This is a genomic window from Chryseobacterium indologenes (assembly GCF_001295265.1).
Lineage (GTDB): Bacteria > Bacteroidota > Bacteroidia > Flavobacteriales > Weeksellaceae > Chryseobacterium > Chryseobacterium indologenes_A.
Genome location: NZ_LJOD01000005.1, coordinates 15,560 through 38,155, shown reverse-complemented (window position 1 = coordinate 38,155; position 22,596 = coordinate 15,560). Strand labels below are relative to the sequence as shown.

Genomic DNA, 22,596 nt, shown 5'->3' with positions numbered 1-22,596 from the left:
CGGAAATTTTAATGATGAAATATATTAAATATTATGACGCTTTCTTTCGTAAAAAATAGAGATAGAGACCATCACAATATAAAACGCCAGCAATAAAGCCAGCTCTTTAGCAATTCCGGCAATACCGCTGTTTCTCAGAATGATATCATAATAAGCATTGAGTCCCCAGTTCATTGGGGAGAATTTAGCTACGGTCTGCATAAATTCCGGCATCAGGAAAACCGGAACCCAGATTCCTCCTACCGCTGCAAGAACCACTACCGAAGTCGCTCCAAACGGTGCCGACTGTTCCTGCGTATCTGCCAGGGTTCCCAGCAGCACTCCGAATCCGATGGCTGCTAATCCTGCAAACAGGGTTACAGTCATGAGCTGGAACATTTTGCCGGTAACATCAAAAGCCGGAAGATCCATATACGGGAAAAGATAAATACCTACTGCTACCATCAGCAGGAACTGAATCATACAGATAATAAGATAGGTAAAGGTTTTTCCTAAAATATGTACAAAGTAAGGGGTAGGGCTGATCCTTGCCCTTACGCTGGTTCCCTGGCTTTTTTCTTTAACCAGATTAATGGAAAGCGGAACAACAATGAAGAAAATGGCAAACAGGGTCCAGGCAGGAACATTATGCTGGACAGAATTCGGCATTACGTCCATGGCTCCCTTTTTCGGGGTAATTTCTTTAAAGCTGATGAGGTTTTTGTTTTCCTCAAGGTTTTCTTCCGTACCCAGCTGTTCCTGAAAAGCTTTGTAGATTTTTTTATTTTCGATCTCAAAGACCATTTTGTTCACAGAATTCATCACCGAGTTTTTAAACCCGACATTGGTTGCCGGATCAAAGTAAAGATGAATTTCCTTGGCTTTTGGGGCTTCTTCCGGTGTTTTCGCAGAATCTCCTTCCAGTCCGAACGAACTTACAATTGTCTGAACTTTGGAATCTATATTTGAATTTAAATCTTTTGTTAAATTTTCCGGAATAACAATTGCCATCTGGTATTCTCCGGAGAAAACAGCATCCTGTGCAGATTTTTCATTATAGTTGGTCAGCAGCTGGAATGTTTTGCTGCCTTCCAGTTCATTTTTTATATTTTTTGAAACTTCAGACTGATCGTTATCAATAAAAATGATCGGGATTTTTGAACCTTCAAGGTTTTTGAAAGTAGAATCCTGGATCAGGGTGATGGTTACGATCAGAAGAAGCGGCATGACGAAAATAATCACAATTCCCCCGATATCTCTTTTCAGCAGGAGGATTTCCTTAATAAAGCTTCTCCACAGTTTATACAACAACATCTCTTAATTCTTTTCCGGTTAATGAAATGAAAACATCTTCTAAATTTTCGGCATTGGCGATCCGGGCAACAAGCTCTTCCGGTGTTCCCACGGCATGAATTCTTCCTTTGTCAATAATAGCGATCTTGGTACAGAATTCTTCCGCTTCAGAAAGGTGATGCGAAGTATAAATAATACAGGTTCCGTTTTTATTCAGTTCCTGAAGGAAATCAATAATCACTTTTTTAGACTGAACATCAACTCCAACAGTAGGTTCATCCAGAAATAACACTTTAGGATTATGAAGCGTTCCTGCGATGAGGTTGCAGCGGCGTTTCATTCCTCCGGAAAACTGCTCTACCTTTTTATCGGCAAACTTTGAAAGTCCCATGATTTCTAAGGATTCCTCAATAGCTTTGGTTAAATATTTATGCTTTAAACCATACAGGCTTCCGAAAAACATAAGGTTTTCTCTTGCCGTAAGGGTAGGATAGAGTGCATATTCCTGAGGGACAATTCCAATGATCTGCTTTATTTTGAAGCTGTCTTTCTGAGGAGACAGTCCGTTAATCTTAAATTGTCCGGAAGTAGGCTTAATCAATCCGGAAAGCATGGAAATCAGTGTGGTTTTTCCTGCTCCGTTAGGTCCTAAAATTCCATAAACTTCATTTCTTTCGATATTCAGGGAGATGTCGTTCACGGAAAACTCATCGGAGTTTTTGTATTTTTTATACAGGTTTTTAATCTCAATTATATTCTCTGCCATATCAGATCGCTTTTCTCAGTTTTTTATAAAAAGCTTCTTCCAGATCAGCAATATGAAGCATGGATTTCGACAGCTCGTTATAAATATTACTCTTGGAATTCCTGTTTTTGTAAACACGGGCAATGTCAACGGCAAAATCTCTCCACAGATCACCAATGGCGGTAATTTCTTTGGAAAGTTCCTTTAATTCATCATTTTTAAGAATTACTGAGGCTTCCTGAAGAAAAGCTCCGTAAATAAATCTGAACCCGCCGCCACCGGTTCCTATTTCTTCCTGCATTCGGATCAGCTGTCCCAGATAATGGTTGGTAACCTTCGTCCCTTTCTTTTCTGCCCACTTCGGAATGCTTCTTGCCACCCATCTCATTGCTTTTACCCCGATAAGAGGAACAGGAGCAAGCATATTTTTGCAGGTATCCTTAATTCCTTTTTTAATGGCTTCTTCCAGATTTACATTTTCCGGAATATAGGTTGGGTAGTACATGTGGCCTTTCGGAGGAAGAGCTCCTTTGGCATATCTTACTTTTTCAAGTTCCGCTTCAGTAAGAGAAGTAGTGTAATCCATCACAGGGTCACTGATCAGGAATTTCCCGTCTTCTTTTCCGTATACCACCAGATTGTGAGCATTAAAATGGAATTTATACTCTTCAGGGAAATAGGTAAGGTTGAAAACACCTACCTGAAGTCCTGTAGGGATACTATGTTCCAGATTTCGTTCCAGTGCTTTCTGGGCATCTGCCGGATTAGAAAATTTTTCTCTTTTTATTTTAATTCCAAGTCTTTTGGCTGCTTTACTGAAAATAGCACCGGGCATCGGACGATAGCTGAAGCCGGGAGCAAAATTTACTTTCAGAAATGGAAGGTAGACAAAAAACAGTCCGGAACCAATCCCGAAGATCATGGGTTCACTCAGTTTTAAGCCTTTATTAAGCAGAAGATTGGAGGCAACACCGTTTTCGCAATGTGCGGTCTGATGGTGTTCAAAGTTTAGTTTCATTTTTCAGCTATTGTCTTTTTCATTGTCAAATGAGCCGGTACCGTAGAGTATGGTATTCATTTTATTTTCCGTCGAAGTTTTTAAGTTCATCCGTTGAAATTCCAAATGCATCCGCATATTTTTTCAGTACAGATTCACTCAGAGATTTAAATACTTTAGGTTTAGCATGTCTTTTTACTCTCCATTTCCATAATCCCACATAAGCGGCAAGTACGGCAAGATCCATTTTATTCAGTTCCATAAAATAGATAATGGGGCTTACCTTCCCGTTGGCAACATCCTGTTTTGCTTCTTCAATTCTTTCATGAATAAGCTCCATAGACTCGTCCAGAGCCGCTTTTTTAGCATCCCAGCCCGTACTGTTGGCTGTGGTGTAATTATCGTTTTCGTCCGTCACATACAAGACTTCGGTCATGTTGGCAGACTTCAGATTGCTTTCGTCCTGAGGCAGGTCTTGTTTTTTCATGCAAACAGTATTATTTTTTAGATTTCAGATGAAATAAGGTTCCCTTGTTTTGATTCTTTTAATCAGGTGGCTAAAATAGTGAAAATACATAATATGTAAATCATGTTAAAAATCAACAGTGTTCAAAGGAGCTGGCTGTGAAAAAGCTCTATTTTTGTGTAAAGGTCTTTAGGTCAAAACATGTAATAATTTTATTGTAACAACTGTATTGATTACAGAGACTAATCCCAATTAGAAATTTAGATTAAAAATAAATAACTATTATGAAGAAATTTTTTATTTCTGTTTCTCTTTTCTGTATGCTGCATGCAATGGCTCAGAAATTTGATACACAGAAAATAACGGACGGTCAGGGATATTCTTACGAGACTGTAAAAAATGACCAGACGGGGGTAAGAGTATACACGCTGAAAAACGGCTTAAAGGTTTACCTGGCTAAAAATGACGATGCTCCAAGAATTCAGACGTATATTCCTGTAAGAACGGGGTCTAACAATGATCCAAGTGACAATACAGGATTGGCACACTATCTGGAGCACATGGTTTTTAAAGGAACTTCACATCTCGGAACTCAGGACTGGGCCAAGGAAAAGGTCCTGCTTCAGCAGATCTCTGATCTTTATGAACAGCACAAAGCAGAAAAAGATCCGGCGAAGAAGAAAGAACTGTATAAAAAGATTGATGAAGTTTCCCAGGAAGCTTCCAAATATGCTATTGCCAACGAATATGACAAAGCGATCTCTTCATTGGGAGCTACGGGAACGAATGCCCACACTTCTCTTGACGAAACGGTTTATAAAAATAATATCCCTTCCAATGAGCTTGAGAAATGGCTGAAAGTAGAAAAAGAGCGCTTCTCGGAACTGGTTCTTCGGCTTTTCCACACAGAGCTTGAAGCGGTGTATGAGGAATACAACAGAGCCCAGGATAATGACGGCCGTCTGGTAAACTATGCTATGCTGGAAGCCCTTTTTCCTAAGCATCCGAACGGACAGCAGACTACAATCGGGACCTCCGAGCACCTGAAAAGCCCTTCTATGGTGGCTATCCATAAATATTTTGATACGTATTATGTTCCTAACAATATGGCAGTTGTATTGGTAGGTGACCTTGATTATGATAAAACGATCAAACTCGTTGATCAATATTTCGGTTCCTTTAAGTACAAAGAGCTTCCAATGAAGAAAATGGTAAGTGAAGATCCGATGACCCAGATTGTAACCAGAACGGTGAAAAGCCCTACTACACCTAGATTGACGATAGCCTGGAGAACGGATTCTTACGGGACTCAGGAAGCAAGGCTGGCGGATGTGGTGTCCAAAATTCTTAGCAATAGAGGTGATGCCGGACTTATCGACCTTAATATCAGCCAAAAGCAGAAAGCTCTAGGTGCCGGAGCGTATGAATCACCTTATAAAACATACGGTGCTTTCGTAATGGTAGTAGTTCCGAAAGAAGGACAAAGCTTTGATGAAGCTAAAAAACTTCTTCTTGACCAGCTGGACCTTGTTAAAAAAGGAGAGTTCCCTGAGTGGATGCTGAAGGCAATCGTAAACGAGAAGAAAGTACAGCGTATGAAGACCTGGGAAACTGCAGACGGACTGGCTACAGATCTTTACGATTCTTATATCAACGAAAGAACCTGGCAGCAGGAACTGGATGAGATTAACGAATATGAGAAAATCACTAAAGCAGATGTGGTAAAATTCGCGAACGATTTCTTTAAAGATAATTATGTATTAATCAATAAAGAAAAAGGAGTAAATGATAAACTTGTCCGTGTGGAAAATCCGGGGATTACTCCGATCAAGCTGAACAGAGAAGCTCAGTCTCCTTTCCTTAAAGATATTTTAAGTACAAAAGTGGCAGAGATCAAACCTGAATTTATTGATTATAAGAAGGCTATTCAAACTACTCAGATCAAAGATAAGAAAGTAAGCTTTGTTAACAACAAGTATAATGATGTTGCCCAGGTGAGCTATGTCTTCCCTTTCGGAACGGATAATGATAAGGAACTTTCTGTTGCTTTAACTTTTTTTGAATATCTTGGAACGGATAAATATACTCCGGAGCAGTTAAAAGAAGAGTTCTATAAATTAGGAATTACTAACAGTTTCAGAGCTTCCAATGACCAGATCATTGTTACGCTGAGCGGCCTTGAAAATAACATGAAGAAAGGTGTGGAGCTGATGAACCACTGGATGATGAATGCAAAAGCAGATAAAGAGATCTACAGCAAAACCGTTAAAACAATGCTGGAATCAAGAGCGGTTGCTAAAAAAGATAAAACAAGAATCATGGCAGCACTTTCCAACTATGCTAAATATGGGAAAAACTCCAGAATGACAGACATTGTTTCCAAAGAACGTCTTGAAAGTATGGATGCTGCAGAACTGACGAAGAAGATTAAAGCTTTGAGCCAGCATCCGTATGAAGTATTCCTGTACGGAAAGGATCAGTCCGGATTGGAAAAAGCTGTGAAACCTTATATTACAACAGCCAGTCTTCAGCCTGCAAAAGCTAAAGAATATCCGGAACCGGCTACTGAAGGAAAAGTATACTTCACTAACTATGATATGGTGCAGATGGAGATGTCTAAAGTGGCAAAAGGAAATACTGTAAATCTTGGAAACTTCGGAAAAGCGAACGTATTCAATGAATATTTCGGAAGAGGTCTTTCATCTATTGTATTCCAGGAGATCAGAGAAAGTAAGTCATTGGCTTATACAGCTTATGTTTCTTATGGAACGGCATCAGAAAAAGGACGTCCTAATTATATCACGAATTATATTGGTACACAGTCAAATAAACTTCCTCTGGCGGTTAATGCAATGAATGATCTTATGGTTTCACTGCCGCAGATTCCGGTGCAGTTTGAAAATGCAAGAGGTTCTGCATTGAAGCAGATTGCGTCTAACAGGATCAACAGAACGAATATTTACTTCAATCAGCTGGCACTTAAAAAATTAGGTGTAGATTATGATATCAGAAAAGATATTTATTCTGAAATCCAGGGGCTGACATTACCGCAGCTTACCAGTTTCTATAACACTGAGGTAAAACCAGTGAAATATAACACAGCCATTATCGGTAAAAAAGAAAACCTTAATATGGAATCTATCAACAAAATGGGACAGTTCCAGGAAGTTTCCCTTGAAGAGATCTTCGGATACTAATTCTTTTGGTTTAAATAATTGGAAAAGCGGAGCAGAAATGTTCCGCTTTTTTAATGCTGGAAATTTCCTGAATTTTTTGCAATGTTTCACGTGAAATAGGGAGCCTGGAATTGTTATTTTACCCTCATGGATAAGAATGTCCGGATGATGCAGACTTGAAGCAGGGAAATGGAAAAGGGAAGCTCTGAAGGTTATCAATACGAAAAGAAAGTCTGTGATACTTTGATGGTAAGGCGGGCTAAGTATTGTCCATTTAGCCAAAACTATTGTTTATGATACAACAAAAAAACCGCACAATGATGTACGGTTTTGTATCGGTTGAATTTCTTTTTTAAGATTTCACTTCCTGAATAAAAAGATTAATCTCTGCCCGGATCAGTATTTCATCATCATGAAAAGTTTCACAGAAAATATTACATATATTTTCATACTGCGAGATCAGTGAAGCTTTGGAAATAATTTTATCTCCTATTTTGGGGAGAGCAAAAACTTCAATCTTCTTGATGTTGGTGATAAAGCCGATCACTTTGGTGTCTGCTTCAGGATTTTCAAAGAAGCTTTGTCCCATGATGGATGAGCAGGTCTGGGCAAGATTTTCAATCAGGCCGCATTCTGCAAATTCGTTATTGCGGACAAAAACATTGTCTTCTTTTATTTCAAAGGAAGTTACAACCTTGTCTTCGGTCAATTCCAGGATATAATCTGCCATTAGCATCGGTTCGCGGTGCGGCAGAAAGTTGTGTATATTGATAAGTTGGTCTTCCTTGATTTCCATTCCCTGTTATTTTACTGCGGTTTTCATTTGAGACTTTGCAATGATCTCATTATTCAGTCTGGTAACAACATCTACCAGTGTTACCCCCATTACTTCATTGAGGATTGTTACCTCTGAAACCAGCTGGTCTCCCGTTTTAGGAAGAGCATCTGTTTCAAAAGATTTAATAGCTCCGATATATCCGGTAGGCGCCTCTTTGCCTAATAAATAATACTTGTATCCGGTATGTAAAGCAACACTCTGTGCCTGATGCTCAATCAGCCCGGATGCCTGGAAAATACCGTTCTGAACAAAAATATTATCCTCCTTGATTTCAAATCCGGAGATCAGCCGGTCCTCGGAAAATTCAGCCAGTTCATGAACCATCACAAATGGATAGCGTTGCGGAATAAGGCTTTCCACAAAATCCTTGTCGGTTGTCGGCAGTCTGTTTTCCATTAGCAAACCGTTAATAACGCACATGAATAGGCAAATCTTCCGCTTTCAGGAACACACAGAAGAACTTTTTCTCCTTTTTTCAGCTTCCCTGAATTCATAAGTTCTTCCAAAGCAACAAAAATAGATCCTGCTCCGATATTTCCGATGTCAGAAAGGTTATAGAACCATTTTTCTGCAGGGAAGTCCATTCCTTTTTTGGCAAATTCATCTTTAAGTCCTTCTTTGAAATAGCCGGATGAAATGTGAGCGAGAACGTGGTCAATCTTTTCAGGATCAAGATTATGTTTGTCGAAAGAAGATCTTAAACTTTCAGCACCTTTTACCAGAATGTATTTGTCAAGGATTTTCGTATCCTGCTTGATGGCAAAAATAGACTGCTTCAGCCATTCGTCTGAAGGGTAATCAGCCCATGACTTAAGGCTTCCGTCTTCCTGCTTATCGCATCCTGCATACATACAGGCTTCAATTTCATGAGCGTAAGAGTAGAAATCTATGAATTCTATTTTTAAAGAAGTGCTGTTTTCTCTTGGCTGGTTTTCCAATAAGAAAGCTCCTGCACCATCAGAAAGCATCCATCTCAGGAATTCTCTTTTAAAAGCGATAATCGGCCTTTCTTCAAGTAATTTTAAATTTTCAGCTTCATGGTTGAACTTATCTGCGGTCATCCAGGCAGACATTCTTTCGGAACCTGCACATACCGCATTTTCATGTACTCCTGCCTTTACGGAAAGGAATCCGTAGTTAAGCGCATTCATTCCGGAGTTGCAGAGACCTGTAGCAGTGTTAATTTCAATAGATTTTCCGATGTTCAGTTCGCCATGAACCATAGAAGCGTGAGAAGGCTGAATCTGGTCCGGAGAAGTAGTTCCTACGGATAACAGCTTCATGTCTTCTTTTTTGAAATTTTCATCAAACAGTCCTTCAATAGCATTTGCCGTAAGCTGTGCATTAGTATGGGTTGGATTTCCTTCTTTATCTAAAGCATAGTATCTTGTCGTAATTTTATTATTTCTTAAGATCAGTGACCTCGCTTTAGAAGGCGCATCATTAATCAAACCTAAATAGGCCTCCATTTCATCATTTGATACCGGGTTATTCGGTAAATATGCTGATGCTTTTGTTATAAATACGTCGTACATTCTATTTTAAATTAATTCCTTGTAAATATCTTTTTTGTTTTTGTCTTTTAAACCAGAAAATAGGGGTTGTCAGTAAGTGTAAAACCAGAACGACCGGAGAAATAACCCAAATTGCCGCCATCAAATATACCTTAAAGAATTTTATCAGCAATGGACGTTTTTCTTTTTTCTTGATAATCAGGTTAGACCATACGGTAAAAATCTTATTTCCTACTTTTTCAACGCGTACCAGGAAAGGGCGGATTTCTATGGCTCCGTTCTTTACCAGTTCCGGCTGAAGCTCCTGTAAACTGTTGTTCGTGAGGTGCTTTTCTATAATCCGGCCATATTTTACAGATCCTGAAATTTCTTCATCCGAGATCCCTGCTGCAGGAAGCATCCCTGACTTTTCTTTCTGCCCCGTAGTAAGCCATCGAAGGATCGTCAGCACACTGGTATAATTGTCATGACGGTCTACCAAAGCAATATTTCCTGCCAGTTTTGCGCCTAAATCTCTTAAATATACCTTCAGTTTTTCCTGCGAAAGCATCCACATGTTGCGGGTTCCGGAAATAGTAACCACATCGGTGTCTTTCAGGATCTTCTCTGCAAATCCGCTTTTCAGGAAAGAGATGACCGGGATAGACGGAGTAAGGTACCAGACCTGGTATCCAAACAGGATGAGGTCATATTTTTTATTCAGAATTTCGTCAGAAGGTGGGAAAATTTCTTTCGGGATCTGAAGATAAGATTCCGGGAAGGTATCGAAAAAAACATCTTCCGGCCATGGAAAAGGGAAATCCTCTTTCAGACGGATATTGTAGTACGTAACTTCATACGCCTCCTTTTTAGCTTCAAAAGGCTGAGCTACGTTTTTTACAATATCTTCCAGTTGCCCGGTTTGTGAGTAATATATAACGAGTATATTTTTTTTCATTAATATTCTTTAGCGGTTACAAAAATATGCTTTTCATATTTATTTACTGTTTTTTGAATATTTTTATTCCCTCAGAGCTGAATTCCTCATGATAATCTGAATGGTTAAGGTTAGAAGATGGCCTGTTTAGATAAATAATGGTCCCGGGAATATCCTGAAGCAGGCTGATATTAAAATTCTTATCTGAAATCAGCAGTACATCAATACTTTTGGTGACTTCAGAAACAGCCCTTACATAATGCAGCTTTCTTCTTTTTACGAGATAATTATGAGCTGCAACAGTTCTTTTTTCATCATCCTGAATCAGAGAGAATATTCTTCTTTCAGCCTGATAAAGGGTAAGAAGAGCATCTTTCTGTCCGAAATCATCAGCTATATGTAAAATATTGGCATCCTTTGGAATATGTTTATTCAGCTCAAAGTAAACGGATTTGTTGGTTTTAAAATCTTCTTTAACCTCATTTACTACTTCATTTTCCTTATACAGATAGCTTAAGAACAGCTTTTTCTTAAAGTAATTTTCATCTTCAATTTCATTTCTGAGCTCTGCAAACTTTTTTCTGAAATGGGCATTGATCTTTTTCGTTCTTTCAGAATAGTTTTTTCCGAAGCTCATATCGTCTTTACTGATCCTTTCTCCTACTTTTACGGTAATGCTTCCGTCATAGATAATAAAGTCTCCTTTAGGAAGAACTTCCGAATTGCCGTGGATGTAAAGGGTAAGGATATCTAAACCAAACTCCTCGGCCAAATAGAATGCTCCTTTGTGGAATCTTTTCACATCGTTGGTATAAGAACGCTCTGCTTCTGGAAAAACGACCAGAGAATATCCCTGATCAATCTTTTCTTTCAGTTTTTCCTTTCCGTTTTCTATTCCCTGTGAAACCGGATAGAAGCCTAATGCTTTTACCAGTCTTCCAAAAACCGGAGAATCATATACCCAGTCATTAACGAGATATATAATTTTATGGGTAGCCATGGCAATGGCAAGAGTATCCAGAAAAGAGGTATGATTGGCAATGATTACTGCCGGTTTACTGAAATCTTCCGCCGGATTTTTAATAACTTTTTTCTTTACGAAAGGGGTTGTGTGCAATACGGATGATAAAAATTTAGCCAAAACCAGTTTGATGAAATCCAGAGTTCTGCCTTTTGCTTTTCTGATGAAAATACTTCCGATCAGTGAAAATACAAATCCTCCCAGTCCGTAGTATATAAAGGAAAATACAGAACGGACAAACAGCCTGAAAGTAATCGGGGAAAGCCCTTTTTTCGCTCTGTTGATAATCAGCAGCCTGAACCAGAAAGGATATAATGTTGACGTAATAATAATAACAGAGAACATTCCGATCAGGGCAACCAGGGCCAGGGAATGAAGGGCCGGATGTTTGGCAAAGATCAGAGAGCCAATTGATAAAATAGTAGTGAATACAGCCAGAATAATGGATGTCCTGTAAGTAGGAAGTTCATTTTTGCCTGTAGTATGCTCCTTCTGCATGGCCTTCGTAAGGAAGATACTGAAATCATCACCAACTCCGAAGACCAGAGTACATACCACGGTACTGAAAATATTCAGTTCCAGGCCCAGAAAATATAAAATTCCCGCTGTTACCACTCCCGTCAGAACAATTGGGAACATTGTAAGGACGGTCAGCTCAAAATTTCTGAAGAAAACAATGATCGTCAGGATAATGGCCAGTAAAGAATAATTGATCAGAGTGCTGAAATCCCTTTTCAGAAGTCCTAAAAAGTTTTCATTCATCTGCTGGCGGTCGATGGCCAGAGCATCATGCTGTTTCTCAATATCTTTAATAAAGGCATCTCTTTTCTTTTCATCCACCTTTACCACATTGGAAACAGTATAAAACCCTTTTTCACTACTTAGAAATTCAGAGATCTGCAGGGCTTTTACCTTTTCGTAATCCTTTAGGCTTAATACCTGATAATTTTTATTTAAAATGTCATTAAATCCGGTAAACGCACTGCTGTTAAAGCCTAATTTATTCCCATTGTTTACTAATTCTGAAATGGTTTTGTTCTTTTTATCTCCATCCCAGAATTTCTTCCAGTTTTCTATTCTCTGCTGCTGGTCTTTTTCGGAAAGAACAACACTTCCCAGGGAATTGTAGCTTAAAATTTTTCCCTGCTGTTTTTCCTTTTCAAGGAAACGGGCCAGCTGTGAGTTTCTGGTCAGGGCTTCGTTTTCAGAATCCCCGTAAGAAATGGTATAAATAGATTTAGACGTAATATCGGAGAGCTTTTGAAGCTTGGCCTCACTTATTTTTAATTCTTTAGGAATATAATTCAGGTCACCAATGTCTTCGTTGAATCCAACATGTCTGAACCCGAAAAGACACGCAACAATGAGAAGAGAGCAGCCTATAATCAATGGCTTATTTTTCTCGTATGGATAAGATCCAATCTTATCTATGAAGTTTGTGCCGGGTTTGCCCTCTTTTACACTGGGTTTATAAAGCTGAGGGACGATGATGAGTGCCGTTATTGAAGAAAGAATGACCGTGATGGCAGCAAAAAGTCCGAGATCTTTCAATGCTTCAGAACGTACAAAAACCAGGCATAGGAAAGATACAGCTGTGGTAGCGCTGCTCAATATAATGGGCTGGGTAATCTCTTTATACAGTTCTTCAATATTGTTGTTATGTTTGTAATGCGTAAGAATATGCAGGGCATAATCAATAGTGATCCCGATCAGGATAGCTCCTACACTTAACGAGATGGCAGAGATTTTATCCTTGATGAAATAAAGAATCAGAAGGGCAAATAATACTGAAAATACAGTCGGAAGAAATACAATAATTGGTGTGAAAAAGTTCCTGAAATAATAGATGAGCAGAACAAGCAGTACCGTCATAGAGATCATTACTGTATTCTGAATATCTTTTTTGATCTGCTTGGCATTGGCTACAGCAATCACGGGAGAACCAAAATAGCTGAGCTCTGTTTTTCCTTTGAATTCTTTATTGATATTCTCTTTTATTATATGAAGCTGGTCAATAAAAGTCTCATTGTTTTTAGTATCGTTGCTTTTATTTTTAGGCTCAATAAAAAGAAGGAGGCTCTTTCCGTCTTTGGTAACGATATAATTGTCTTCAAGCCTGAAATCCTGGCTGATGTTTAAGGCGTTTAATTTTTTGATTCCCAGGTACGTAATTCCCAGAGGGTCTTTTTTAATGAAATCTTTGGTAACCAGACTTGTTGGGGAAGCCAGAGCAATATAATTATTTTCTACCTGTTGGGCGATACTGTCCTTCTGAAGTTTACGTTCAATTTCCTTATAATCGTTTTCATCAAGGAAAAGCGGAAGGTTCTGGTTGACAAAATCAAAGGTTTCTGAAATTTCGTTGTCATTTACCTTTCCCTGTACTGTGCCAATATATTTTTTCAGAGGCTCAATCCTGTTCATAAAGGCATCTGCCGTCTCCGAAAGATGGTAGTTTTCTTCATTGGATTTGTTCTCTATAATAACGATGATTTTATCTGAGAAATTGAGCTGTTTAAGAACTTTAGCCGTAAGGTCAGATTTTTCATTTTTAGGAATTATCTGGTTGATATCCTCTTCAAAGTTAATTTTTGAAGCAAAAAAACCACATATCAAAACAAATCCCAGAGCAGCAGCTACAGAAAGAATTTTGTTTTTTGAGATCAGATAATATAAAAATATAAAGAAATGATGCATTACCTTGTAAAATCGAGTCTGCAAATTTAAATTTTTCAGTATTAGTTCAAAACATTTAGACGATAAGTTTTGTCTGAAAATCAATAAAATATTCTAGGAAGAATAAAAAAAAATTCTACTTTTGCAAAAGTTCCCTTTTAACGAAATGTATTTTAAACCTCAATTATTATTAAAAAAATAAGAATCTGTTTTAGATATGTTGAAAAAGAATGATGAAAAAATAAATGGATTCCTATTTGTAATAGTACTCCCTCTTCTTTTGTTTGCCATGTCTTACTATGGATTTGAATCGTCCTACACCAGACTGAAAACATCGGAAAAAACGCCGTCTTATTTGTTCACCTCGGTTTATGCCTACCGGGTGATCCCGAATTATCTCAGTGTGCAGATGACTGATCTGATGTATACATTGATTAATGGCCCCCTTATTTTTTTTAAAGAGTTTCTTTCTAAAAATGGAACCCCTTTCTATCACGGCCTTTTTTTGATGAACAGCATTTTCTTTTTACTGTGTTCTGTGCTGCTGGATGCTTTGTACAGGCTTAGTTCAGTAAGTGTTCTTCAGAATATCAATGCAAGGAGAGTCATTCATCTGCTGTCCATTTTCTTTATTGTCATTACCCAATACGCGCCCACGAATTGTGACACCATCGCACTGTGCTGTTATCTGACAGGAATGCTTTTAACTTTGAAATATTTCCATACACAGAAACCCGTATATTTTTATCTTTTAATTCTGCTTACCGCTTTCTCTACCTTTGTAAGAGAAACAGCCTGTCTCAATATTGCCTTTTTTGCTGCGGTATTTGTCAATATAAAAGAATTAAAATCCGGGAATTATAAGGTGATCTGGAAAATTGTACCATTGGTTCTGGCTTTTATTATTCCTTATTTAATCCTGAGAATGATAGTAGGAAAAGAAACAGTGACTTTTGTAGAAGGCATTTATATCGATAGAAATTTTTCAAGCCCTTTTAACCTGGCGGGATTAATTTTTACGGTCACAGTACTTTATTTTATATACAAACTATGCACAAACAGTGAAAGCAGGGCTGTTTTTGAAAAATACCTTTTCTTTTCCACGCCCTATCTTCTGATGATAACCATGGTAGGACTTTACTGGGAGGTAAGGCTTTTCCTTCCGCTGGTTCTCACAGGGATCATTGTTGCCTATTATCAGTTTAATAATTCTTCAGAATCAGCATGAGTTTACTGCATCCATATTTTATCATCGCAATGATCTATATGCTGTTTTTCAGCATCCAGGAAGTATTTGGAAGAAAAGTAGAAAAGAAATGGTTCTGGTATCTCGGAATTTATCTTATCATCCTTGTAGGATTCAGAGATAATGTAGGGCCGGATTATGGAAGTTATAAGGGACTTTATATCTACTCAGATACCAAAAGTTACCAGAGTATCTTTATGAAAATGCTTCATATGGAAGGGCCTGAACGTCTTGATGTTGAGTGGCTCTATACCTTGATCAATAAGATCCTGCTGAACATCTTCAATGCTCCTTTTTATATGCTTACCCTGATTATTGGCATCATTGCAATAATTTTTAAGATAGAGTATACAGAAGATAATACCTTTTATCCTTTTACATTTACCCTGTTTATGTTTATTCCCAACTTTTTTGTTGGAGAAAGTGGCCAGATCAGGCAGAATCTGGGGACCTTTATTGTCTATTTTGCAATACGTTACATTAAAGAACAGAAATTCTGGCATTACCTCTTCTTTATATTTCTCGGAGCGGGAATTCACAGTGTATGTTATATGTTCCTTCCTATGTACTGGCTTGCGAGGGTGCCGTTAAATAAACCGATAATGCTTGCTTTAATCATTACCTCTGTATTTCTGTCGCCATTTGAGGTGTACAGGACATTTGGTGGCTTTTTGAATGATATGGCATCCGATAATATGCTTGTGGAAGGTTTCAGCGGATATATGGAAGAATCTGTGCAGAGGCTGAACGGTGGTTTCGGTATCCCGGAAGGAATGATGGTTATTCTCACATTTTTTCTGTTTGCTTTTGATACCAAAATGAAAGAACTCTATCCTTATTACGAGTATCACAGAAATTATGCCGTGGTTGGAATTTGTTTCTATTTTATCTTCAGGAATAATCCTATATTTTCTTCAAGGCTTGCCGGAGCATTTATCGCATTTTCATATATCATCATCATCAATTCTATGTATGTGGTTTCGGATGGAATGAAAAAAACAATCTATGCATTCATTATTTCTCTTGTTGTCTTCAATTTTGTTGTGTTCGGATTCTTTAATAATATTAAGATTGGACGATTTACAGTAGATCTCTATAAGAATCATATACTCCCGTAATCAGATCGGTTTTTAAATCTAAAATAGTATAAAAGGCAGCTTTAAGCTGTCTTTTTTGTTGTATTATTTTTTTTAAATAATTGAAGGTTGATGTGGTTGTGTTAATAATTATTTAATATTATTTTGTTTTCAATATAATATTAATATTGTTTTGTTGTTGATATTGTATTAGAGTTATTTTTATTTGAGGCTTAAAAATTGCATTTTCTATTGCAACACACACAGATTTAAGGATATGAAAAAATTGGTTAAAACTTTGGCGGCAGTGTATTGCCTGGTGTCGACGATTATCTATGCCCAAAACGGGATAGAAGCAAAAGCAAACCCTTCTTTTGCAGAACATACAGAAGGGAAGTATAAGCATAAAGGAGATGGAGTGAACAGGGGAGTCCCCGGCCAGTCCCTTAAAGCCGAAACTCCCGACTGGACAAAAGCCCCGAACAGCTACATTTTTGACCCATCCCTTCCCGCAGAAGGATTGATTATTCCTGTAAAAAAAGCTTTTGCCATGTGGGCAGATGGAGGGTATCTTAAAGGAAGCGGAATTCCATCCGGAAAAATGGCAGCAGAAGTATTATGGGAAGATGCTCACGGAATGATCAGATCCGGACCTGATTACTCATTAGAAATTCTTGATTCAGGAGAAAATGCAAAAATAAAAGTACCCATTAACAAAACAAAAAAAGGAAATGCAGTTATAGCACTTAAGGTAGACAGAGAGATTTACTGGAGCTGGCACATCTGGGTAACAGATGATCCTACTAATGGGTCTTCTTATAAAAGTTTTAATGACATTAAAAGACTTCGGTCCGACGGAACAATAGAACCTGTTCCTGATGCTGATTGGGGATGGATGGACCGTAATCTCGGGGCACTGAGCAGCTCTATCACTTCCTCAGACTGGAGCCGTAGTAGTGGATTACTGTACCAATGGGGAAGAAAAGATCCCATTCCTCCTTTAATAACACGGGCGAATGATTTTTATGAAGTATCAGGATCAATAGGAAGAATAAGGCACAGAGGGGCAAAGAACTTTATCAACGCGGTAAATATAGATGCTCTCACGAAAACTGTTTTGCTCTCCAATGCAGAAGTCAGCAAAAACATTATGCTTTCGGTGAGGAATCCATTAAGTCTTATCTATATTAATAAAGATGATAACAGTGGCCAGGCCTATTATAACAACAATTTCAATTTACCGGTCAACTGGTTCGGAAGAATAACCGGAATGGCAGACAGCCGGCTGGCAGAATTGAACTTATGGTCTGATAATTCACAGGGAAAAATCAATGCAGACTATAATAACAACGGCAGTGCGCAGCCTTACAGGGATAAATCTCCTTACGATCCGTGCCCCAATGGCTGGAGGATTCCCTCTATGCTGGTTGCTAACCTTGCCTCCCAATCCTATGCCGATGATATAAGAATAGATTTTTCACCTTTCGGAGTCCGGACAGATATGCCAAAAAATATTTTTGAAGCCAATAGATACCATATTATCAAGCCAACCGATATGGGAGCTCCCGCATTTATGACAGGTTTTAAAGTGTATCCTAATTTAGGCTTCGATCTTTCAAACGTAGGTGGTTTGAATATGGGAATATTCCCGGGATCCGGACAGCTTATCCGGACAGCTCATCTTGGGCAGTATAGTGATCAGCATCATAATGCGTTGTGGACCGCCACACTTACCAGACATTTTGATGCTTCGCCGGCAGTAAGTGTAAGAGGGCTGACAATGATCCCGGATAAAGGGCAACCTGATATTCCTGATCCGGGCTATCCCAATATTAAAGGTAGATTCTTGTACATGCCTATGTCTGGAATGTATACTTCGGATGCCAATGGATGCAGATGTATAAAAGATCCCCTGTATAATGTCAACAGCTATGACTTCCCTACGGAATACCTGGTTCCTCCTGTAGAATACAGAGAGGGAATAGATAATCCGAATACCTATCAGGCCGTCAGAAGTACACAGCCTTTCACAATTGAAATTCCGGTGAGTAAAGCGTTCTCAATACAAAGCCAGATGCTGAATAATCCTGAAATCCTGAATTCTTCAAGCTTCAGCAGCTTAAAAGCGAATGTGCTCTGGACTACAAATACTGGCCTGATCAACAGGATTTTTATGATTAACGCTAATCCCTCCTCACTCCAAGGTCTGAGCAGTTCCCGGATAGCGGTGGAGATTAATCCTAATCAGAGTGGAAATGCTGTAGTAACCCTGCATAACGGAAGCATCTCGGCTCCTGTTTATTGGAGCTGGCACGTCTGGGTTACCGATACAGGCTTAAATTCCTATACTTATACCACGGAAATTCCCGCTTTGGAAGCTACCAATTATGTTAATTACGTTGATAAGGCAGATGTAGTGCTCAAAACAGAATTTATGGATAGAAACCTCGGAGCAACAGAAGCTTTTCCAATTGTAGCCAATCCTCTAACGCCTAATACAGCCGAACTTGCAAAAATTAGAGCGTCTGCCGGAATGCATTACCAGTGGGGACGGAAAGATCCGATTCCTGTTTTTCAGAATGCCGATAACAGAAGTTCCTATAATATTTATTTAGGAAAGGCTTCAGATGCCGGAACCATAAGCTACACCACGCTTACGCCCACGGCCTATAATAATCTCGCCGGAAATTATATTATCCCGTTTAATACTTATGCCGCTGCTTCCAATATGCAGGATTCAGACAAACCTGCAGATAAAGTGGCAAAAATATTGTCTTATTCTGTAAAAAATCCCCTGGTATATATGATCCCGAGTACCTTTGCTCCTTTCAACAGCGGGAATCCCAACTATACCAATGGAACAGACTGGCTTTCCACAGAACCCAATATGGCACCGGACAGATGGGGGCACGGTGGTAAAAAATCACCTTTTGACCCATGCCCTGAAGGCTGGAGAATTCCGGATCTTACCAGTGTTTCGCTTGTTTCACTTCAGGATTTCGGACAGACTCCGTGGTATAAGAAAGATAAAAATATAGCCACCTCTTACAGTGCAATCACGGATTATTCAGGAGTAAGAGTCAGAAACCCGTCTACTACTTCTACCATTGGGTATATGTTTATCAATGCTTCCTATGTAACGGGAAATTATCCGAATGCAGGATCACGGGGATTCAGGAGTGTAATGGGAAATCAGTCTCCTCAGGGAACATTGAATGTCATTAATTATCAGTCTCCGGGAGTATGGGCAGCAGCTTTGGCTTCCAATTATATAGGAAGACCCGTCAATATTTTATTTAATACTGCTTCTACGGCAAATCGTTTCATTGTTTTTCATGACAACAATGACCCCTATTTCGGAATGAGCTGCCGATGTGTAAAAATAAAATATAACGCAGAAGGAGAAGAAGAGGGGCCTGTTCCGGGCTCTCAGATTATGTCGATGTCTTTAAATAAACTTCCTGATGCAGTTAATGCTTCAGATGTGAAAGAAATGGAGGAGACAAAAATCACGTTATTTCCAAGTCCGGTTAAAGATGTCCTCCATATTAAGGCAGAGCAGGGGAAAGATTATTATTATCAGATGTACAATGTGTCAGGACAACATGTGAAATCCGGAAAATTTGAGAATGGAACAACAAATATTTCTTCTTTAATTCCCGGAGTGTACCTGATCAGGATAAATAATTCTAAAACAGCAGTGAAGGTCATTAAACAATAGGATTTATAATCAGAATCATGTTAAAAGCAGGACGGAAACTCCGTCCTGCTTTTTATATGGGCATATTTTACATCTATCACCATTGATGAAAAATTCTATTTCCTGACTTGTTTTTTAACCTAACAGGTACAGTATAAGTAACTTGGTTCCTTTGGAAGTGCTTTCCGGAATATATGTTAAGCCTATCTAATTGTCAAATTAAACAGATATAACAAAATGTATATAATAAAAAAGCTTTACTTTTGCAAAAATTTTTAGAATGTCGAAAAATTTAGTAATCGTAGAGTCCCCGGCAAAGGCAAAAACTATTCAGAAATATTTAGGAAAGGATTTTGAAGTGAAATCCAGTTTCGGACATATCCGTGATCTGCCTAAAAAAGGAATGGGAATAGACCTTGCCACCTTTGATCCGGATTACGAGGTTTCTGCAGACAAAAAGAAATTGGTGACAGAACTGAAAGCAGCCGTAAAGAAAGCCGAAATGGTATGGCTGGCTTCCGATGAAGACCGCGAAGGAGAAGCTATTGCATGGCACCTGGCGGATGAATTAAAGTTAAAACCTGAAAACAGAAAAAGAATTGTTTTCCATGAGATTACTAAAAATGCCATTCTAAAAGCTATTGAAAATCCAAGAGATATTGATCAGAACCTTGTGAATGCCCAGCAGGCAAGAAGAGTGCTGGACAGAATTGTTGGTTTTGAAATGTCTCCGGTCCTTTGGAAAAAAGTAAAACCGGGATTATCCGCAGGACGGGTTCAGTCGGTAGCTGTACGATTAATCGTTGAAAGAGAAAAGGAAATCCGTGAGTTTGTGCCGAAAGCCAGCTTTAAACTGGATGGAATCTTCTTGAATAAAACTGAGCAGGAAATTGCTGCTAAACTTAAAAAAGACTTCGAAAAAGAAGAAGAAGCTGAAAAATTCCTTGAGCAGGCTAAAACAACTGAATTCAAAGTTCTGAATGTTGAAACAAGACCCGGAACACGTTCTGCATCTGCGCCTTTTACTACATCAACGCTGCAACAGGAAGCTTCTTCAAGACTGGGGTATAACGTAACCAATACCATGCGTCTTGCACAGAGGCTGTATGAAGAAGGATACATTACCTACATGAGAACAGACTCTGTAAACCTTTCTCAGGAAGCCATTGAAGGAGCCAAAAAGCAAATTATCTCAGAATACGGAGCAGAATATTCTTCCCCAAGAAATTATACCACCAAATCAGCTTCTGCACAGGAGGCACACGAAGCAATCCGTCCTACAGATTTTGGAGTGAAAAGCATCGGTGACGCCCAGCTTAACAAATTATACCAGTTAATTTACAGAAGAACACTGGCTTCCCAGATGGCTAATGCCAAAATAGAGAAGACCGTGATTGAAATAGGAAATGCTTCCCTTCCGCAATATTTTGAAGCACAGGGAGAGGTAATCATTTTTGATGGTTTCTTAAAAGCCTATGGTATCGTAAAGACAGAAGACGATGATGAAGAAAACAACGAAAAATTACTTCCAAAAGTTAGTGTAGGAGAAGTATTAAGTTATAAAACAATTACAGCATCGGAAAAATTCACTAAACCAAGCGCCAGATATACAGAAGCAGGCTTGGTAAGAAAGCTTGAAGAGCTGGGAATTGGCCGTCCGTCTACATATGCGCCGACTATTCAGACCATTCAGAACAGGGAATATGTGGATAAGCGGGAAATTGAACCACAGATCCGCGAGGTGATCAAAATGTCTTTAACAAAAGATAAGATCAAAAAAGCAGTTCTTGAAGAAAAATTTGGCGGAGATAAGAATAAGTTTGTTCCTACAGATATAGGAGAGGTGGTTAATGACTTCCTTACCGATAATTTTAAAGAAATTCTGGATTACGGATTTACGGCAAGAGTTGAAGAAGGTTTTGATGAGATTGCCAATGGTGATCAGAAATGGAAAGAAATGATGACAAACTTCTACTCGAAATTCCATCCGAGAATTGAAGATGTAGAAGAGAATGCAGACCGTGCTACAGGAGACAGGCTGCTGGGGGTAGATCCGAAAACAGGTAAGAATGTTCATGCAAGAATCGGGAGATTTGGTGCCATGATCCAGATCGGAGAAACTGATGATGAAGAAAAGCCGGTATTTGCCTCACTCATGGCAGGACAGAATATTGCCACCATTACTTTTGAAGAAGCCTTAGAGCTGTTCAAGCTTCCTTTCGATCTGAAGGATTTTGAAGGACAGACGGTTTCCGTAGGAGTTGGAAGATTTGGTCCTTACGTAAAGTGGGGAGAAACATTTATCAGCATTCCGAAAGGAGAAGATCCGTTATCCGTTGATCAGGCCCGTGCAGAAGAGATTATTCATGAAAAGAAAAAGGCAGACGCACCCATTGCAACTTATAAAGGAGAGCCGGTAACAAAAGGATCAGGAAGATTTGGTCCGTTCATCAAATACAAAGATATTTTTGTGAACGTTCCTAAAAAATATAACTTTGATAACCTGTCCCAGAGTGATATCAATGAACTGATTGATGCTAAGCTGGAAAAAGAGGCAAACCGTTATATCCAGCAGTGGGAAAAAGAAAGAATTTCCATTGAAAACGGAAGATGGGGCCCATTTGTGAAGTTCGGAAAGGCGATGTTCAAAATTCCGAAGAAAAAAGATGATACCAAGTATGATGCCGAAGAGCTGAAAGAAGTTTCTTTAGATGAAGTGAAAAAATGGATTACGGACCAGGATAAAAATGCATTTGCAGAAAAGAAAAAACCTGCCGCTAAAAAAACAGCTGCTGCCAAGAAGACTACAGCTGCCAAAAAACCAGCAGCCAAAAAGAAGTAATCATAAAAATAATTATAGAAAGCCGTTAACAGTAGTGTTGACGGCTTTTTTTTCAACAAAAAATACGGAAGAATACGAACTTGGTCTGGTTTTTTTGTATGTTTGTTGCAT

Annotated in this window: 14 protein-coding genes; 5 read left to right on the top strand and 9 right to left on the bottom strand. The window is 38.8% G+C overall.

Annotated elements, in window-relative coordinates:
* Window positions 1–24: 24 nt before the first annotated feature.
* The 4 genes from AOB46_RS09130 to AOB46_RS09115 all read right to left on the bottom strand — a co-directional run bounded on the left by AOB46_RS09130 (window position 25) and on the right by AOB46_RS09115 (window position 3,501).
* On the bottom strand, window positions 25–1,293 hold the full coding sequence (locus tag AOB46_RS09130; RefSeq protein ID WP_062698548.1) for an ABC transporter permease: 1,269 nt from the start codon (window positions 1,291–1,293) through the stop codon (window positions 25–27).
* Window positions 1,280–2,038: an ABC transporter ATP-binding protein gene (locus tag AOB46_RS09125; protein WP_062698546.1), complete on the bottom strand. Its 759-nt coding sequence runs from the start codon at window positions 2,036–2,038 to the stop codon at window positions 1,280–1,282. The genes AOB46_RS09130 and AOB46_RS09125 overlap by 14 nt, the downstream gene beginning before the upstream one ends.
* Window position 2,039: 1 nt before the next feature.
* Complete coding sequence (locus AOB46_RS09120) at window positions 2,040–3,035, bottom strand: BtrH N-terminal domain-containing protein (RefSeq protein WP_062698545.1); 996 nt, start codon at window positions 3,033–3,035, stop codon at window positions 2,040–2,042.
* A gap of 61 nt (window positions 3,036–3,096) precedes the next feature.
* Complete coding sequence (locus AOB46_RS09115; RefSeq protein ID WP_062698543.1) at window positions 3,097–3,501, bottom strand: hypothetical protein; 405 nt, start codon at window positions 3,499–3,501, stop codon at window positions 3,097–3,099.
* Between the two features lie 263 nt (window positions 3,502–3,764).
* Here AOB46_RS09115 and AOB46_RS09110 point away from each other — a divergent pair, with 263 nt between their 5' ends.
* Window positions 3,765–6,677, top strand: a complete 2,913-nt coding sequence (locus tag AOB46_RS09110) for a M16 family metallopeptidase (protein WP_062698541.1) — start codon at window positions 3,765–3,767, stop codon at window positions 6,675–6,677.
* A 331-nt stretch (window positions 6,678–7,008) separates the two neighbouring features.
* On the opposite strand, the gene AOB46_RS09105 is transcribed toward AOB46_RS09110, so the two are convergent.
* From AOB46_RS09105 to AOB46_RS09085, 5 genes are read right to left on the bottom strand one after another with little or no spacing between them, the layout of a single operon-like run.
* Entirely contained in the window at window positions 7,009–7,452 is a 444-nt protein-coding gene (locus AOB46_RS09105) for an ABC transporter permease (RefSeq protein WP_062698540.1), read from the bottom strand.
* Between the two features lie 6 nt (window positions 7,453–7,458).
* A complete protein-coding gene (locus AOB46_RS09100; protein ID WP_062698538.1) occupies window positions 7,459–7,890 on the bottom strand; it encodes a hypothetical protein in 432 nt (143 codons plus the stop codon).
* Entirely contained in the window at window positions 7,890–9,029 is a 1,140-nt protein-coding gene (locus AOB46_RS09095; protein ID WP_062698536.1) for a beta-ketoacyl-ACP synthase III, read from the bottom strand. Before AOB46_RS09095 ends, AOB46_RS09100 begins: the two co-directional genes overlap by 1 nt.
* Before the next feature lies 1 nt (window position 9,030).
* A complete protein-coding gene (locus tag AOB46_RS09090) occupies window positions 9,031–9,945 on the bottom strand; it encodes a hypothetical protein (protein ID WP_062698533.1) in 915 nt (304 codons plus the stop codon).
* Window positions 9,946–9,988: 43 nt separating this feature from the next.
* A complete protein-coding gene (locus AOB46_RS09085; protein ID WP_241489184.1) occupies window positions 9,989–13,666 on the bottom strand; it encodes an MMPL family transporter in 3,678 nt (1,225 codons plus the stop codon).
* Between the two features lie 172 nt (window positions 13,667–13,838).
* On the opposite strand from AOB46_RS09085, the gene AOB46_RS09080 reads away from it, so the two are divergent.
* The 4 genes from AOB46_RS09080 (at window position 13,839) to topA (ending at window position 22,485) form a co-directional block, all read left to right on the top strand.
* Complete coding sequence (locus tag AOB46_RS09080) at window positions 13,839–14,849, top strand: hypothetical protein (RefSeq protein WP_062698528.1); 1,011 nt, start codon at window positions 13,839–13,841, stop codon at window positions 14,847–14,849.
* A complete protein-coding gene (locus AOB46_RS09075; RefSeq protein WP_241489183.1) occupies window positions 14,846–15,985 on the top strand; it encodes an EpsG family protein in 1,140 nt (379 codons plus the stop codon). Before AOB46_RS09080 ends, AOB46_RS09075 begins: the two co-directional genes overlap by 4 nt.
* A 235-nt stretch (window positions 15,986–16,220) precedes the next feature.
* Complete coding sequence (locus AOB46_RS09070) at window positions 16,221–19,664, top strand: T9SS type A sorting domain-containing protein (RefSeq protein ID WP_062698526.1); 3,444 nt, start codon at window positions 16,221–16,223, stop codon at window positions 19,662–19,664.
* Between the two features lie 259 nt (window positions 19,665–19,923).
* Window positions 19,924–22,485 carry a type I DNA topoisomerase gene (gene topA / locus AOB46_RS09065; protein ID WP_062698524.1) on the top strand — a complete coding sequence of 854 codons (2,562 nt, stop codon included), beginning with the start codon at window positions 19,924–19,926 and terminating at the stop codon, window positions 22,483–22,485.
* The last annotated feature ends 111 nt before the right edge of the window (window positions 22,486–22,596 follow it).

Bases quoted from the DNA above. Each gene is read 5' to 3' on its own strand.
- AOB46_RS09130 (WP_062698548.1), bottom strand. From the start codon at position 1,293: ATGTTGTTGTATAAACTGTGGAGAAGCTTTATTAAGGAAATCCTCCTG.
- AOB46_RS09125 (WP_062698546.1), bottom strand. From the start codon at position 2,038: ATGGCAGAGAATATAATTGAGATTAAAAACCTGTATAAAAAATACAAA.
- AOB46_RS09120 (WP_062698545.1), bottom strand. From the start codon at position 3,035: ATGAAACTAAACTTTGAACACCATCAGACCGCACATTGCGAAAACGGT.
- AOB46_RS09115 (WP_062698543.1), bottom strand. From the start codon at position 3,501: ATGAAAAAACAAGACCTGCCTCAGGACGAAAGCAATCTGAAGTCTGCC.
- AOB46_RS09110 (WP_062698541.1), top strand. From the start codon at position 3,765: ATGAAGAAATTTTTTATTTCTGTTTCTCTTTTCTGTATGCTGCATGCA.
- AOB46_RS09105 (WP_062698540.1), bottom strand. From the start codon at position 7,452: ATGGAAATCAAGGAAGACCAACTTATCAATATACACAACTTTCTGCCG.
- AOB46_RS09100 (WP_062698538.1), bottom strand. From the start codon at position 7,890: ATGGAAAACAGACTGCCGACAACCGACAAGGATTTTGTGGAAAGCCTT.
- AOB46_RS09095 (WP_062698536.1), bottom strand. From the start codon at position 9,029: ATGTACGACGTATTTATAACAAAAGCATCAGCATATTTACCGAATAAC.
- AOB46_RS09090 (WP_062698533.1), bottom strand. From the start codon at position 9,945: ATGAAAAAAAATATACTCGTTATATATTACTCACAAACCGGGCAACTG.
- AOB46_RS09080 (WP_062698528.1), top strand. From the start codon at position 13,839: ATGTTGAAAAAGAATGATGAAAAAATAAATGGATTCCTATTTGTAATA.
- AOB46_RS09075 (WP_241489183.1), top strand. From the start codon at position 14,846: ATGAGTTTACTGCATCCATATTTTATCATCGCAATGATCTATATGCTG.
- AOB46_RS09070 (WP_062698526.1), top strand. From the start codon at position 16,221: ATGAAAAAATTGGTTAAAACTTTGGCGGCAGTGTATTGCCTGGTGTCG.
- topA (WP_062698524.1), top strand. From the start codon at position 19,924: ATGTCGAAAAATTTAGTAATCGTAGAGTCCCCGGCAAAGGCAAAAACT.